Below are 14,200 nucleotides of genomic sequence, written 5' to 3' on the forward strand. Positions count from 1 at the left end.
CTCAGCCTCCCGCGTTCGTGTTCGGGGCCTGGGCGCTCGAGGCGCAAACGTCGGCCTTGGTCGGCGCGTTGGTCAGGCCGATGATCGTGCCGAGCTGCGGGTTGACCGTCTTGAGCGTGTCCAGCAGGCCGAGGCCGTCGCAGCTGAAGAAGAGCGCGCCTCGCCGGATCGGGCCGTGCGCGTCCTGCGTGCTGAAGACCGTCGGGCCGATGTGGTTCAGCCAGGAGATCCAGAAGAGGTAGCCCTCGTCAGCGCCCGGCGGGTTGTAGGCCGCGGTGTTGAGCAGGTAGTTGGCGGTCTTCAGGACCGAGGTGAAGTCCGGCGTCAGGTCGGCGAGGTCGCGCGCGGCCGGGCGCAGGATCTTGACCGTCGGCAGCGCGTCGCGCGCGAACGGGCGCAGCTGCTTCTGGATGACCGGCGTCGTGGTCTTGAAGAACGGGCGGCTCTGCTTCAGCGACGGGCCCAGCGCGCGGGCACCGGGGCGCAGGGCGCCGAGCGTCGGGCCCAGCGCCTTGCCGAGCTTGTCGGCCTTCTGGACGGCGACGTTGGTCGTCTTGAGCGTGTCGGGCAGCAGGCTCAGCGTCTGGCGCAGCTTGGCGTCCTGGTTGGCGAAGGACTTGAAGACGGCGTTGGAGGCGTCGACCAGGCTGGAGAGCTGCTGGTCCTTGTCGCCGACGGCGGCCGTCAGCTCCTTGAAGTTGTGGATCGAGCGCGCGATGTTGTCGCGGCGGACCGCCAGCGCCGTGGTGATCTTCTCGATGTCGCGGTTGGTCGGCTCGAAGCGGCGGAAGGTCGCCGACAGGTTCTTGCCGTTGCCGCCCAGCGCCTCGCCGCCGCCGGCGATGAGCAGTTGCAGGTAGCTGCGCGTGTCGCCGTCGAGCGCCGCCAGGAACTCGTCGGTGTTGACGTTGGGCAGCGTCTGGGTGATCGGGATGATCTGCTTGGCGTGGTCGATCTCCCCCGCCCGCCGCGTGCCCGGCGTCAGCTCCACGATCATGTCGTTGAGGCCGGTCTTCGGGCGCAGCAGCGCGGTCGCGTCCTTGTAGACGTGCGCGTACTTGCGGCGGATCTTCATCGTGATGATCGCGCGGCCATCCTTGAGCTGCACGTTGGAGAGCTCACCGACCGGCACGCCGGCGATGTTCACCGTCTGGCCCTGGCCCGGCGTGACCGACTGCGCGGTGGTGAACTCGGCCTTGTAGGAGACGAAGTCGGTGCCCACGACCGGAACCCACTTGGGCAGGTAGAAGCGCTGGTGGCCGAGGATGAAACTGCCGACGACCAGCGCGACCAGGAAGATGCCGATCACGGCCAGGAAGTCCCAGCGATGCTTGCGGATCGCCGTCCTCATGGCTTGCCGCCTGACGCGCGGAAGGGGTTGAGACGGTCGACGAGCTGCGCCGTGAGGCTGTCCTTGCTCGAGGAGCCGGCCGCCAGCGCCGGAAGCGGCGTGGTCGTCGACGGGATCGTGCCGACCGGCGTCGAGACCGCCGGCGTCGTCGCGGCGGGCGCCGGCGTGACCGTCCCGCCACCGTCGGCACCGCCGGTCTTCGCGCCGTTGAGGTCGGGCAACCGCTGGTCCTTGCAGCGCGCCGTGTTGTTATAGGGCGGACGCTTGCCGGGATAGGCGGGCCGGGTGCCCAGCGGTGGGTCGTTGACCCGGCCGTAGAGCTTGCTTCCGGCGTTGCCGCCGTACTTGCCGGTGGAGATCGTCTGGTCGCCGCCGCCGACCGCGAAGCGCACGTAGTGGCCGTTGCCATCGAAGTTCTGGGCCTCGCCGGCGAGGCCGACCATGGAGTACCAGAACTCCTTGTAGTTCTCCTCGTTGGAGGTGAACTGGCCGTCGGCGATCTTGACGTCGCCGGTTGGCAGGATCGTGTGCGTCACGCACTGGGCGACAAGATCGGCTTGGGGCAGCGCGGTCAGCGAGCCGTTGACGAGCTTGGCGAGGTCGACGGTCGTCGGCTTGAGCTCCCGGGTCAGGCCGCCGAGCTCAGCGGGCGAAACGAGCTTGCGCGCCTGGGCGATCCACGGCAGCGCGGCGTCGATCGTCGCCGGCGTCTCCTTGACGCCGGGCAGGATCTCCTTGGCGAAGGCGCGCGTGTTCGGGAAGGAGGCGTTGAGGTGCGTCAGCGCGCTGTCGGTGTGCTGCAGCGTCGGGCCGAGCAGCGCGATCGTCTGCTTGAGGTTGGACTGCTCGGCGGCCAGCGCGCCCAGCGTCGTGTTGAAGTTGGTGACGACGTCCTTAAGCGACTGCTCGTTGCTGGAGAGGGCCTTGGTCACCTTGCCGGCGTTGAGCACCAACCCCGACAGGTCATGTCGCTGCAGGCCGAGGAAGGCGTTGTTGACGATCGCCACGTTCTTCAGCGCGCCGGGCGCGTAGTCGATGGAGCGGTTGAGCGACTGGGCGGCCGATTTGCCCTTGACGGCGGGGTCCTGCCCGACGTCGTCGGCGGCGGTGGGCTCGTAGGTCAGCGCCGTGCCGTAGCCCTCCAGCAGCCGCTTGAGATCCTCGCGCGTGTCGCTTTGGAGTGCGGTGAGGATCTGGTCGAACTGCACCGGGGCGGCGGTCTGGGTGGCGGGCAGCGTGTCGCCGTCGTCGATCGTCGGCGCCGACGGCGTCCCGGGCGACAGGTCGACGAACTCGTTGCCCTCCAAGAAGATGCGCGGGCGGACCTTCAACGTCGCGTCCTTGTGGATCGGCAGCCCGGCCTTGTCGATCTCCATCGTGACCAGCGACATGTTGCCGTCGCCGCCCTTGTAGGCCGTGACCTTCTTGACCTTGCCGATGTTCACGCCCGCGATGCGCACCGGCGAGTTGGGCCGGATGTTGTTGGCATTGACGAAGACGGCCTTGACGCGGAAGCCGTGGGTGAACGGCACGTGCTTGGAGAAGCCGGCGTAGACCACGATCGCGCAGACGCCGAGCACGAGCAGGCCGACCGTCAGCGGGTTCATCCCGTGACGGTCCTTGCGCAGGATGCGCTTGCGCTTGTCGGAGTCCGAGCTCATGGGGTCGGGGTGTCGCTGGAGGTGACCGTCTTCTGCGTGGTCTTGCCCTGGTTGCCCGGGTCGTTGCCGATGACCTGCTTGCCCGCCTTGTAGACCTCGTTGCCCGCCTCGCACTCCTGCGTCTGGCCCGGCGCGGCCGTGTTCGGGTAGGGGTTGCTGTGCAGGTAGTTGTCGGCGGTCGGGCCGTTGGCCGGCGCTGAGGACGGACTGCCCTCGTTGTTGGGGCCCTGGGGCGCGGCGACGATCATGAACCGCTGCCCGGTGCCGTTGTTGTCGCCCTCGCTGAGCAGCGAGGCGACGTTGCGGAAGAGCAGGGTCCAGTAGTTGCAGACCGTCTGGGTCGGCGCGAGCGTGGCCAACAGCGGATTGGCGATCTGCGCGGTGCTCCCCAGATCCTGGACGCCGAGCGCGACCAACGGGTCCTCCGCAAAGCGCTGCAACGCGGTGAAGGTCGGCACCAGGCGCTTGTTGAACGCGACGGAGTGGCGCAGCGCCGGCTCGCCGACGGTGAAGGCGTCGGCGAGGTCGGATGCGGCGCCCGACAGCGCCTTGACGCCCGGGCGCAGGTCGTGGAAGAGGCCCTCGCTGTTGGCGAGGAACGGACGCTGCTTGGGCAGCTCCTCGATCGCGGTCTGCAGCGCCGGCGGGCCGCCGCTGATGCTGTCTTGCAGGTAGGGGCGCGCGATCGCGGCGAAGGCGCCGAAGGTGGTGTCGAGGTTGCGGAAGAGCGCGGCCTGGGACTCGGCGACCGGGGCGACGATCGCCGACGTGCGGCCGAGCGCTTCGGACAGGCGGCCGAGCTTGGTGCGGTCGTCGGCGAGGTTGGCCATCGCCGGGCCGAGCGCGAGCAGCAGCGGGTTGAGCGACTGGATCGCCTGGTTGAGATCCTGGCCGCGCCCGGCCAGCGCGTTGCCGAAGCCCTCGAGCTGCTTCTGGGCGCCGATGCGCGTCTTCTCGTCAAACGTGCTGAGGAACTCGTCGAACTCGACCGGCGTCGGCGTCGCTGCCTTCAGCGGCAGCGTGGCGCCCTCGGCATAGCCCTTGGTCGACGTGCCCTTGGTGAGCTCGACGTACTTCAGGCCCAGCGCCGAGCGCGACCGGACGAGGATCGTCGAGTCGACCGGCAGCGGCCGGACGGCGGTCTCGAGCTTGAGATGCAGCCGGGCGATGACCTTGCCCGAGGCCAGGCGCTTGGGGGTGATCTGGTCGACGACGCCGATGCGCGTGCCGCCGATGCGGACCTCGTTGCCCTTGACCAGGTTCGCGGCGCTCGGGACGTCGGCGTTCAGCGAGTAGGTCGGGACGAACGGCAGGCCGTTGTTGGCGTTGTAGGCCAGGAAGACCGCGACGAGGACCACGAGCGTGGTCGCCGCGCCGATCAGCACGGGGTTGGCGGCGATCGATGGCGATCCGCGCCGCATCAGCCACCCAGGAGGTAGTCGAGGAGGGTCTGGGACGCACCGCTGGACGGCGGCGTCGTGCTCGTCGCGCCGCTTGACGGTGTGGTCGTCGAGGCGCCGGTGGGCGCGTCGGTGGCCGGCGCGGCGCTGCTGGGCTGCTGCTGCGTGGTGCCACCGCCGGCCGCGGGCGTGGTAGTCGCCGGCGCTGCGCCGGACGCCGGCGCGCTTGGCGCGGCCGGCTGGCCCGGGAAGAGGCTGGCCGGCAGGTCGACCTTGGCGGCCGGCGCGCTGCGCTTGGCGCGTTTGGCGCGCTTGGACGTGGCACGCGCGCTCGCGGCCGACGCCGACGCGGCCGGCTTGGCGAAGTTCGCCGCGCAGCCCGGCGTCGGCGTGGTCGCGTAGGTCGTGCAGGACGTCAGGACGAAGACGGCGCGCAGGTAATGGCCGAGCGAGTCATAGCCGTTGGTCGACGTGCCCGAGAAGTACAGGAAGTCCATCAGCCGCTCGATGCCGCCGGTGGACTTCAGGCTGGTCAACAGCGCGTCGAGGTTCTGGACCGTCGGCTTGGCCTGGCCGGCGAAGTCGCGCAGATCGCCGGCGATCGGCTTGGCCTTGATCAGCGCCTGGTCGCCGACATCGGCCGCGTCGCCCAGCGACGTCAGCGCGGGCGTGCCTGCCGCGCTGAACGGCCCCAGCTGCTTGATGAACTGGTTGATCTGCGGCGCGGCGGCGTGCAGATCGGTCAGCACCGGCGTCATCTGGTCGGCCAGCCCACCGAGGCGCTGCATCGTCGGCTTGAGCTCCTGCAGGAAGGCGGGAAGCTTCTGCAGGCTCGCCTCGATGTCGCTGCGGCGCTCGGCGCTGGCGACCGCCGTCTTGTCGGCCTTGACGATGAAGTCGGCGACGTGGGCCTTGTCGCGGGCCAGCGGGCGCAGGACCTCGTCGCCGTTCTTGGCCAGCTGTGCGAGCGTCTTGTTCTGGTCGGCGAGGATCGCCAGGACCCTGTCGGTCTGCTGGAGGGCCGGGTCAGCCTGCTTGACCGCCTGGCGCAGCTGCGCGCCGTTGGCCGCCAGCCCGGTGCCGAGCTCGTTGATGATGATCGAGAGGCGCTGGCGGTAGGGCAACCGCATGATGTTGCCCACCAGGTCGAGGTCAACTGGCTTGATCGTCTGCGACGCGGGCAGCAGGTACTCGCCCTTGCCCGCCCCGTGCTTGATCTGGTTGAGCTCGGGCGCCTGGGCGTCCCCGTCGGCGCGCGGCTGCGTCGGGGTGCACTCGACGAAGCGCTCGCCGATCAGCGACTGCGGGCGGATCGTGCAGGTCGCATCCTTGCGGAAGTCCTTGAACCCGGCCTCGGTGATGTCCAGGACGACCGCGGCCTTGTTGTCGGGCGTCACATCGAGCGCGGAGATCTTGCCGACCTTGACGCCGGAGATCTTGACGTCCTCGCCGGGGATGACCGTGAAGGCGTTGGTGAAGATCGCGCGGACCTTGTAGTCGCCCTTGTGGTCATCGCCCGCGCCCGTGCCGAAGACGACGAGCACGAGGACGGCGGCTGCGATGGCTGCGACCGCGGCGATGAGGCGCGCGCGCATCATGGGCCGGGCGGGACGATGCTCGGATCGCAGTCCGAGCCCTCGGGGGCGTAGGGGTTGGAGCCGTCGGCGGCGGCCTGGGTCGCCGCGCCCGGACAGCGGCGGATCTTGCCGGACTGCAGGCCGACCTGGCGATCAGCGGGCGCCAGCGCCGTCAGCGTGCCGCCGGCCGGCGTGTCGGTGAACTGGAAGGCGTTGACGATCGGCGAGATGCGGGCGAAGTGGCCGTTGGCGTCGTAGTTGGCCGTGGACTGGCCGAAGTCGCGAAACCAGCCGATGAGGTCCGGCGCGTAGGGCCGGATGAACTGCAGCACGGGCGTGCTCTGCTGCAGGCCCTTGATCGTGTGCTGGAACGCCGGCGTCGCGACCTTGGTCAGCTGCGGCTGCTGGCGCAGCAGGTCGGTCAGGTCGTTGCCCGCGCCCGGGCGGCTGATCAGCGTGCTCAGGTCCCTGATGGTCGGGCGCGCGTCGCGCAGCAGCGGACGCAGCTGGGCGAAGAACGGAGCGAGGCGGGGCGCGACCGGCTTGGAGGCGTTGACCAGCGGGTCGAGGTCGTCGAGCGTGGCGCGCAGGTTGACGAAGGTCGTGTTGGCCTGACGCAGGGTTCGCGGCAGCGCGGTCAGCGCCTGATCCAGCGACGCGCTCTCGGATGCGATGGCCCCGGAGGCCGTGTTCGCATTCCCCACCAGGCTGGAGAGGTCATCGCGGCGTGAGGCCAGCGCGGTCGTCGCGCGCGCCGTGTAGATGATGAAGTCCTGCAGCGACTGCTGGTCGCGGTCGAGCTCGTTGACCAGCCGCGAGGTCGTGCTCAGCGCCGGGTTGAAGTACTTCAGAGCCTCGTTGGCCTGGGCGCCCTTGCCGTCGTACTGCGTCGACGAGCCCTTGATGACCTTCTGCAGGTTCGCGCGCGTCTCGGGGTCGAGCGTGTCGAAGAGCTGGTCGAGGTCGACCGAGGTGGTGGTCCGGTCGAGGCCGAGCGTCGCACCGTCGTCGAGCTTGGGCGCCGAGTTCGGCCCGGGCGAGAGCGAGATGTAGCGGTTGGCCACCCCCGAAAGCGAGCCGGAGCGGATCGTCGCCGTCGTACCGAGGTGCAGCGGCGCGTAGGGCTCATCGACCTGGATCCGGACCTCGGCGAGGTTCTTGTCGGAGAGCTTGATGTCGGCGACGCGGCCGATGCGGCGGCCGCCCACCTGGACGTCGTTGTCCTTGACGAGCTGGCCCGCGCTCTGGAAGACGAGCGTGTACTCGTGCTTGCTGGAGCCGGTCACCAGCAGCACCGCCACGACGACGGCCACGACCAGCGCGCCGGCGGCGAGCCCGCGCGTGAGCGTCATGCGGCGACCGCGCTACGCGCGACGACGACGAAAGGACAGGACGAAAGGTGTGACAGGACCGTGTGGGGTTCGGTACTCGCCGGAGACCCGGCCGATGTTCTTGCGGAAGTGGTGAGATGCTGGCCCCGCCGAGCGTGCCCGGCAGGGCCTTGCGCTACTCCATACCCAGTGGCCCCTGTGATTCGCCGCTGAGGAACTGCCGGACGAACGCGTTCTCGGAGTTAAAGAGCTCCTCGGCCGGTCCGGACTCCACGATCCGCCCCTTCCACAACACGCTGATGAACTCCGCCACGCGGCGCGCGCTCATGATGTCGTGGGTGATGACCGTGTAGGCCCCGCCGTTCTCCTCGTGGATCTCCTGGATCAACTCGCACAGCAGCGCCGTGCGAACCGGGTCCAGGCCAGAGTCCGGCTCGTCGAAGAGGACGATGTTGGGGTCCAACACCAATGCCCGCGCGAACCCGGCGCGCTTGCGCATCCCCCCGGAGAGCTCGTTGGGCATCTTGTCGTAGGCGTCGCCGAGACCGACCTCGTCAAGCCGCTTGCGGACGATCTCGAGGATCTCGTCCTCGGACTTGTCGGTGTGCTGGCGCAGCGGGAACGCGACGTTGTCGATCAGGTTCATCGAGCCGAAGAGCGCGCCGTCCTGAAACAGGACGCCGAACTTCTTGCGCATGGCAAAGAGCTCGTCGTCGGTCATGTTCGGGACCGACTCGCCGTGGACCAGGACGTCACCCTCGTCCGGGTACAGCAAGCCGACCATGTGCTTGATGCAGACCGACTTCCCCGTGCCCGAGGGGCCGAGGATCATCGAGATCTTGCCCTCGGGCAGGCCCATGTTCAGGCCCTTGAGGATCTTGTTGCGGCCGAAGGCCTTGTGGACGTCGACGAACTCGACGGCATCCGGCACGCCGGTGGGCCGGTTCAGGCCCGTGTGCCACTGGTACTCATCGTCGTCGTCGCCGCCGGCCGGCGGGGCCTCGCGCACCACGGAGGCGCGCGTCGGCGGGGCGTCGGCGGCCAGGCGGTCAGCAGCGGGCGCCGCCGGCGCCGGCGTCTCCTCGAGGCCGTCGCCCTCGTAGCCGTCGGCGTAGGGATCGCGGGGGGTCTCGCTCATGTCTTGGTCAGCCTCCGATTGGGGCCCGGGGATTGGCGCCCCAGAACACCTGTGTTCCCAACATCCCGATGAGATGCACCAAAACGATGTTCATAACCATCGATTTTGCGGTGGCTGTCCCCACGCCGACCGGTCCGCCGCCCGCGTGGTAGCCGTAGTAACACCCCACAAGGACGATGGCCGTCGCCATCACCATGCCCTTGATCACGCTGTAGAGCAGATCGGGAGGGTTCTGGAACATCCAGAAGATGAGGGAGAAGCCGCCTGAGCTCACCTCCCCGATCTGCTGCACGACGGCGAGGTAGCTGGCGAAGAAGCCGGCACCGACCGCCGCCATGTACATGAACGGCAGCACCAGCCACGAGGCCAGCAGGCGCGTCGCGCAGAGGAAGAGCACGGAGTCGATGCCCATGACCTCGAGGGCGTCGATCTCGTCGGAGATCCGCATCGAGCCGAGCTCGGCCACGATGCCGGTGCCGACCTTGGCGGCCATCATGTAGCCGAAGCCGTAGGGCACGATCTCGCGCAGGTCGCACCAGGCGGCGAAGACACCGCTGTAAGCCGGGGCGCCTTGAGCGCGCGTGAAGTAGGCGCCCTCGATGCCGCACTGCAGGCCGACGATGAAGACCAGGCCCCAGATGACGATCGTGGAGCCGAGGATGAGCACGCCGCACTGGCGCAGCGTCTCGCCGAAGAACCGCAGGACCCGCAGGCTGTAGACCTGCCCGAGGATCTTGCCGCTGAACTTCGCGATCTCACCGAAGGACGAGATCCACTCGCGCGGAAGGGCGAACCAGCCGGCCACTAGCGGATCACCGTGATCTCAGGATGGGTTGCGAGCAAGGTCTGGGTGAACACGTAGTTGAAGGCAAACACGCCCAGGAACGTAATCACGACCGCTTGGTTGACCGCCTTGCCGACCCCTTCGGCACCACCGCTGGCCGTCATCCCCTTGTAGCAGCAGACGATCGCGGTGATCGCCCCGAACATCGTGCATTTCAACAACGAACCCCAGAGGTCCGTCGTCGAGGCGTTCGTGAAGAAGGTCGCCCAGAACGGGCCGAGCGGCGCGCCGTTGACCATCGTCGCGATCAGGCCGCCGGTGATGCCGAAGATGATGGCGAAGATGTCGAACAGGCCCGTGACGAGCATCAGGGCCAAGAAGCGCGGGACGACGAGGTTCTTGACCGGGTCGACGCCGAGGACCTGCAGCGCGTCGAGCTCCTCGCGGATCTTGCGCGCGCCGAGGTCGGCGGTGATCGCGGTGCCCGCCACGCCGGCCACGATGATCGCGCAGACGAACGGCGCGAACTCGCGGATGACGGCCAGGACGAAGAACCCGCCGAGGCGGTCCAGCGCGCCGAAGAGGATGAGGAAGTTCGCGGCCTGCAGGCCCGGCGCGCCGTAGGAGACGGCGACGGTGGAGATCAACAGCGGCAGCCAGCAGAGGCGCAGCGCAAAGAGGAACTGCCCGACGAACTCACTGCCGTACGGGTACGGCGGACGGAGGGCAGACACCATCGTCTTCCCCGTCAAGATCATCATGTCGCCTACTTCTTCGAGCAGGCTCTTCGCCGGGGCGAATGCCCGATCGGCAACCGTGCTGACCACGCGTTCTCGGACCTCTCCTCTAGCAACCCTCGGGTGCACCCGCACACGCAGGCCACCCGCACGGCCGGCAGTCTATGTGACCGCCGTCACCCCTGCCAACCAGGAACCCGACGTGCTCTTGAGTTTCCACCTGCGCTACGTGACACCTCCCTCTGGTACGTTCCCGCCGCAGTGGAGGGGTGCAGAAGAGCGTTGTGGGCGACGAGCGTCGCCGCGATCGTCGCGGCCGGCTTCGTCGCGGGCTGCGGCGGTGGCGAGCGCCAAGACGCCAACGAGCCGTCGGGCACCTTCAAGGTCAAGGTCCTCAAGGCCTCGTTCCCGCCACATCAGCGGCTCGCCAACTCGGCCGTGATGCGGGTGGTCGTGCGCAACGACTCCGGCAAGACGATCCCCAACGTCGCCGTCACCATCACCTCCGATGACGACGCCAAGGGCGGCGCCGGCTTCACCACCCGCTCCACGAGCCCCGACCTCGCCGATCCGACGCGCCAGCTGTGGATCGTCGACCAAGGCCCGCACGGTGGCGACACCGCCTACGTCAGCACCTGGGCCCTCGGCCCACTGGCCGCCGGGCGCACGCAGAGCTTCGAGTGGCACGTCACGCCGGTCGTCGCCGGAACGCACCTGCTGCGCTGGCACGTCGCGGCCGGACTCAACGGCAAGGCCGTCGCCCGCACCGCCAATGGTCAGGATCCTGCCGGCATCTTCCGCGTCCGTGTCGCCAGCAAGCCCCCGGCGGTGACCGTTGATCCGAAGACCGGCGACATCGTCAACGCCAGCTAACCCGCGCCAGTAGGCGCGGTTTGCGGCCCGAACGGTCGTGGCTGAGGGTCGACGGTGCAGTGCCGGCGGGCGCCAGCCCGTCAAGCGCGCCGGCGGCCCTCAGGCGCGAGCGGGCGGCCCGCAAACCGCGACTGCCTACTTGGGTAGGCGCGGGGCGATGATGCGATAGGCCTTCAGGCCGAGGCCGAGGCGCTCGCGATCCTCGGAGAGCATCGGATCGAGCGTCGTCAGCTCCTTCACGCGCTCGAGGCGATAGGCCACGGTGTGGCGGTGCGCGTAGATCGCCGAGGCGGTCGCGTTCATGTTGCAGTTCTGCTCGAGGTAGGCCTCGAGGGTCCCGACGAGGTCGGTCCGGTACTGGTCGTCGTAGCGGACGATCGGCGCGACGGTGTCCTCGTAGAAGCTCCGCACCTCCTCCGGATGCGACGCGAGCACGCGGAAGAGCAGCCGGTAGGTGCCTGTGCCGATGTCCTGGACGCCGTCCCAGCCGCCGCCTTCGCCCTGTTTGAGGACGTCGAGGACCAGCTCGGCCTCCTGGATCGCGCGCGGGAGCTCAGCGGGATCGGAGTAGAAGCTCGAGACGCCGACGGTCCCGTGGCGGCGCAGTCGCGTTGCCAACGCACGACCGCGCGCCGTGGTGGTGTCTGGCGCATCATCGCCGCCGGTGCCCGGCAGGATCGCGTAGACGCGCCCGTCGAGGTGCTCGGCCAGCGCGCCGGGCTCGTCACCGGTGATCGTCGCGATCACGTGGCGCGGGCGGTCGGTCGTCAGCTCGGCGCAGAGCACGACGGCACCGCGCGCCAAGTCGCAGCCGAGCCGTGCGGCGCGCCGCACGACCTCGCGCGGCTCAAGATCGGGCCGCGAGCGCAAGTCCTCCAAGAAGGAGCCGCGCAGGTTCTGCTCGACCTCCTCTTTGGCCTCCTCGACGGCCACCTCGGTCAGGCATGCGACCGCCGCAAGGTGCAAGAAATCTGCGGCTTCCGGGTGCGGACCGGGCTTGGCGGGGTCCGGATCGCGCAGCAGCACGACCGCCCCGACGACATCGTCGCCCGACTGGATCGGCACCTCGGCCGCCAGCGCCTCGGGGACCTGCGACGGCCGGTCGCGGACGCGGTCGGCGACATAGCGCCGGACCTCTTCGAGGACCTGCTCGCGCACGCCCCCCTCCCCGCCGGCCGCAGCCGCCGCGTCCAGCCGCGGGACCACGATCGCCACTGGGGCGCCCGCAGCCTCCGCGGCCAGCGCCGCGACTTGTTGGAGGCCATCGCCGCCCAGCACGGCGTCGACCATCTTGAGGTGGACCGACCGCAGCCGCTCCACCAACGAACCGGCCGGGGAGGCGGCAGACTGGGATGCAGGGTCCATGTTGCCTGCCGCCTCGCCCATGGGTTTCTCGATCTCCTAAGCGGCCGGCGCGGCGTCGGGGTGGGCCTGGAGGATCTCCTCGCCCGCCTCCCCCGTCCGCACGCGGTAGGCCTCTTCGATCGGCATGACGAACACCTTGCCGTCACCGACGGCACCGGTGCGAGCGTGCTTGAGGATCGTGTCCACGATCGTCTGCACGTCACCCGAGGCCACGACGCACTCCAGCTTGACCTTCGGCCGGAGGTAGTTCGTGAGCTCGGCGCCGCGATAGCGCTCGGTGATGCCCTTCTGACGCCCCGAGCCCTTCACCTCGCTGATGGACAGCGAGGGGAACCCGAGGTCGAGGAGCTCCGTGCGAATCGGCTCGAACGCCTCGTGGCGGATGTATGCCACCACCATCTTCATGTTGCGGGAACCTCCGTCGGGGTTGCGATGGGCCCGGCGCCTGCTGCGGCGGTCCCTTGGGGGGCCGCACCGTAGCCGACGAGCTCCGGAGCCGGAATGAACTGCTCCGGGTACCCGTACATGCCGTGCTCGGAGATGTCCAGACCGGCCAGCTCCTCCTCCTCGGAGACGCGCATCCCGTAGGTCGCCTTGATGATGCCGAAGGCGATGTAGCTCAACGTGAACACGAACGCGAACACCACGACCACGCCCAGGGCCTGGCGGCCGAGCTGGTTGAAGCTGCCCGTGTAGATCAAGCCACCGCTACCGACCGTGTTGAACGCGGCCAATGTCGGGTGCGTGAAGATGCCGCAGGCGAGTGTGCCCCAGATACCGGCCATGCCGTGTGCCGAGAGCGCACCCACCGGATCATCGATGTACTTGTCGACGAAGTAGACGCCGAGCACCACGATGACACCGGCAACCATGCCGATGACGAGCGCGGCCCAGGGAAGCACGTAGCCCGACGGCGCCGTGATCGCGACCAGCGCGGCGATCGCGCCGTTGCCGGCCATGCCGATGTCGATCGACTTGGTCTTCCAGTAGGCCGTGAGGACCGCGGTGAGCACGCCGCCGGCGGCGGCGATGTTCGTGGTCAGCACAACCTCAGGGAAGCGACCATCCAGGGCATTGAGCGTCGAGCCCGGGTTGAACCCGAACCAGCCCAACCACAGGATGAAAATGCCCAAGCCGAACAAGGGCATGTTGTGGCCGGGGATCGCCCGTGGCTTGCCGTCAGGGCCGTACTTGCCCTTGCGCGGTCCCAGATGCAGCAGGGCCGCGAGCGCGCCGGTGGCGCCGATGAGGTGGACCGCCGTGGATCCGGCGAAGTCCTGCATGTGGACGTTGACCTGCAGCCAGCCACCGCCGAACACCCAGCCCGAGGCGATCGGGTAGATGATCGCCGAGAAGACGATCGCGTACAGGGCATAGACCCCGAACTTGACGCGCTCCAGCGTGGTTCCCCAGACGATCGCCAGCGACACCGCGCAGAAGACGAACTGGAAGAAGAACTTCGATTCGATCGTTGCGTCCGAGAACCCCATGATCGGGAATGCCGTCAGCGGATCGCCATAGTCGCGTAGGAAAAACCCGTGCGTGCCGATGATGAGGTTGCCGCCATCACCGTGGCCGAAGGCAAACGCGAAGCCGACGGCCCAATACAGGATTGCCGCGATCGAGAAGTTCACGAGGATCTTCGCGACGATGGTGCCTGCGTTCTTGCCTCGAGAGAAACCGATCTCCAGGAACGCGAACCCGGCCTGCATGAACATCACCAGCACACCGGCGGTGATGACCCAGATCGAGTTGATGCCGACACTTTGGGGCAAGCCCTTGCCGGCGGCGTCAAAAATGTCTGCGGATGCCGTTGCCGGCACCAATAGGGCGGCGAGCGTGCCAAACATCAGCGCGCGGGCCGTCAGGGAACGTCTCATGTGACCTCCTAGTCGAGCGTGCCTCGGCAGTCTCTTGCTCAGGAGGTCGAGGGTCCTTAGCCCGATGTCGAAAGATCGTCCACCGTCCTTCGCCATCTGGTCG

At 68.6% G+C, this 14,200-nt stretch carries 12 protein-coding genes; 1 reads left to right on the forward strand and 11 read right to left on the reverse strand.

Annotated elements, in window-relative coordinates:
- Position 1: 1 nt before the first annotated feature.
- From VGO10_RS09535 to VGO10_RS09570, 8 genes are all read right to left on the reverse strand, one after another.
- Positions 2–1,351 (reverse strand): MlaD family protein, encoded by a 1,350-nt coding sequence (locus VGO10_RS09535; protein WP_327467583.1) that lies wholly within the window; start codon positions 1,349–1,351, stop codon positions 2–4.
- Positions 1,348–3,012: an MlaD family protein gene (locus tag VGO10_RS09540; RefSeq protein ID WP_327467585.1), complete on the reverse strand. Its 1,665-nt coding sequence runs from the start codon at positions 3,010–3,012 to the stop codon at positions 1,348–1,350. Before VGO10_RS09540 ends, VGO10_RS09535 begins: the two co-directional genes overlap by 4 nt.
- Positions 3,009–4,433, reverse strand: a complete 1,425-nt coding sequence (locus tag VGO10_RS09545) for an MlaD family protein (RefSeq protein ID WP_327467587.1) — start codon at positions 4,431–4,433, stop codon at positions 3,009–3,011. Before VGO10_RS09545 ends, VGO10_RS09540 begins: the two co-directional genes overlap by 4 nt.
- Entirely contained in the window at positions 4,433–6,010 is a 1,578-nt protein-coding gene (locus tag VGO10_RS09550; protein ID WP_327467589.1) for an MlaD family protein, read from the reverse strand. The genes VGO10_RS09545 and VGO10_RS09550 overlap by 1 nt, the downstream gene beginning before the upstream one ends.
- Positions 6,007–7,341 (reverse strand): MlaD family protein, encoded by a 1,335-nt coding sequence (locus VGO10_RS09555; RefSeq protein WP_327467591.1) that lies wholly within the window; start codon positions 7,339–7,341, stop codon positions 6,007–6,009. The genes VGO10_RS09550 and VGO10_RS09555 overlap by 4 nt, the downstream gene beginning before the upstream one ends.
- Before the next feature lie 154 nt (positions 7,342–7,495).
- The gene (locus tag VGO10_RS09560; protein WP_327467593.1) at positions 7,496–8,458 is read right to left on the reverse strand and encodes an ABC transporter ATP-binding protein; all 963 of its coding nucleotides are present in this window, start codon (positions 8,456–8,458) and stop codon (positions 7,496–7,498) included.
- A gap of 7 nt (positions 8,459–8,465) precedes the next feature.
- Positions 8,466–9,263, reverse strand: coding sequence for an ABC transporter permease (locus tag VGO10_RS09565; RefSeq protein ID WP_327467595.1), 798 nt, complete (start codon positions 9,261–9,263; stop codon positions 8,466–8,468).
- The gene (locus tag VGO10_RS09570) at positions 9,263–10,003 is read right to left on the reverse strand and encodes an ABC transporter permease (protein ID WP_327467597.1); all 741 of its coding nucleotides are present in this window, start codon (positions 10,001–10,003) and stop codon (positions 9,263–9,265) included. Before VGO10_RS09570 ends, VGO10_RS09565 begins: the two co-directional genes overlap by 1 nt.
- A 258-nt stretch (positions 10,004–10,261) precedes the next feature.
- Between VGO10_RS09570 and VGO10_RS09575 the strand changes: the two genes are divergently transcribed.
- Positions 10,262–10,852, forward strand: coding sequence for a hypothetical protein (locus VGO10_RS09575; protein ID WP_327467599.1), 591 nt, complete (start codon positions 10,262–10,264; stop codon positions 10,850–10,852).
- 135 nt (positions 10,853–10,987) lie between these two features.
- Here VGO10_RS09575 and VGO10_RS09580 read toward each other — a convergent pair whose 3' ends face one another.
- The 3 genes from VGO10_RS09580 to VGO10_RS09590 are packed head-to-tail and all read right to left on the reverse strand — an operon-like array spanning position 10,988 to position 14,193.
- The gene (locus VGO10_RS09580; protein ID WP_327467601.1) at positions 10,988–12,238 is read right to left on the reverse strand and encodes a helix-turn-helix domain-containing protein; all 1,251 of its coding nucleotides are present in this window, start codon (positions 12,236–12,238) and stop codon (positions 10,988–10,990) included.
- A gap of 15 nt (positions 12,239–12,253) precedes the next feature.
- The gene (locus tag VGO10_RS09585; protein ID WP_327467603.1) at positions 12,254–12,622 is read right to left on the reverse strand and encodes a P-II family nitrogen regulator; all 369 of its coding nucleotides are present in this window, start codon (positions 12,620–12,622) and stop codon (positions 12,254–12,256) included.
- Positions 12,619–14,193: an ammonium transporter gene (locus VGO10_RS09590; RefSeq protein ID WP_327467605.1), complete on the reverse strand. Its 1,575-nt coding sequence runs from the start codon at positions 14,191–14,193 to the stop codon at positions 12,619–12,621. Before VGO10_RS09590 ends, VGO10_RS09585 begins: the two co-directional genes overlap by 4 nt.
- Between the last annotated feature and the right edge of the window lie 7 nt (positions 14,194–14,200).

Origin of the sequence: Baekduia sp. (genome assembly GCF_035996765.1) — a bacterium.
In the GTDB taxonomy this organism is placed as follows: domain Bacteria; phylum Actinomycetota; class Thermoleophilia; order Solirubrobacterales; family Solirubrobacteraceae; genus Baekduia.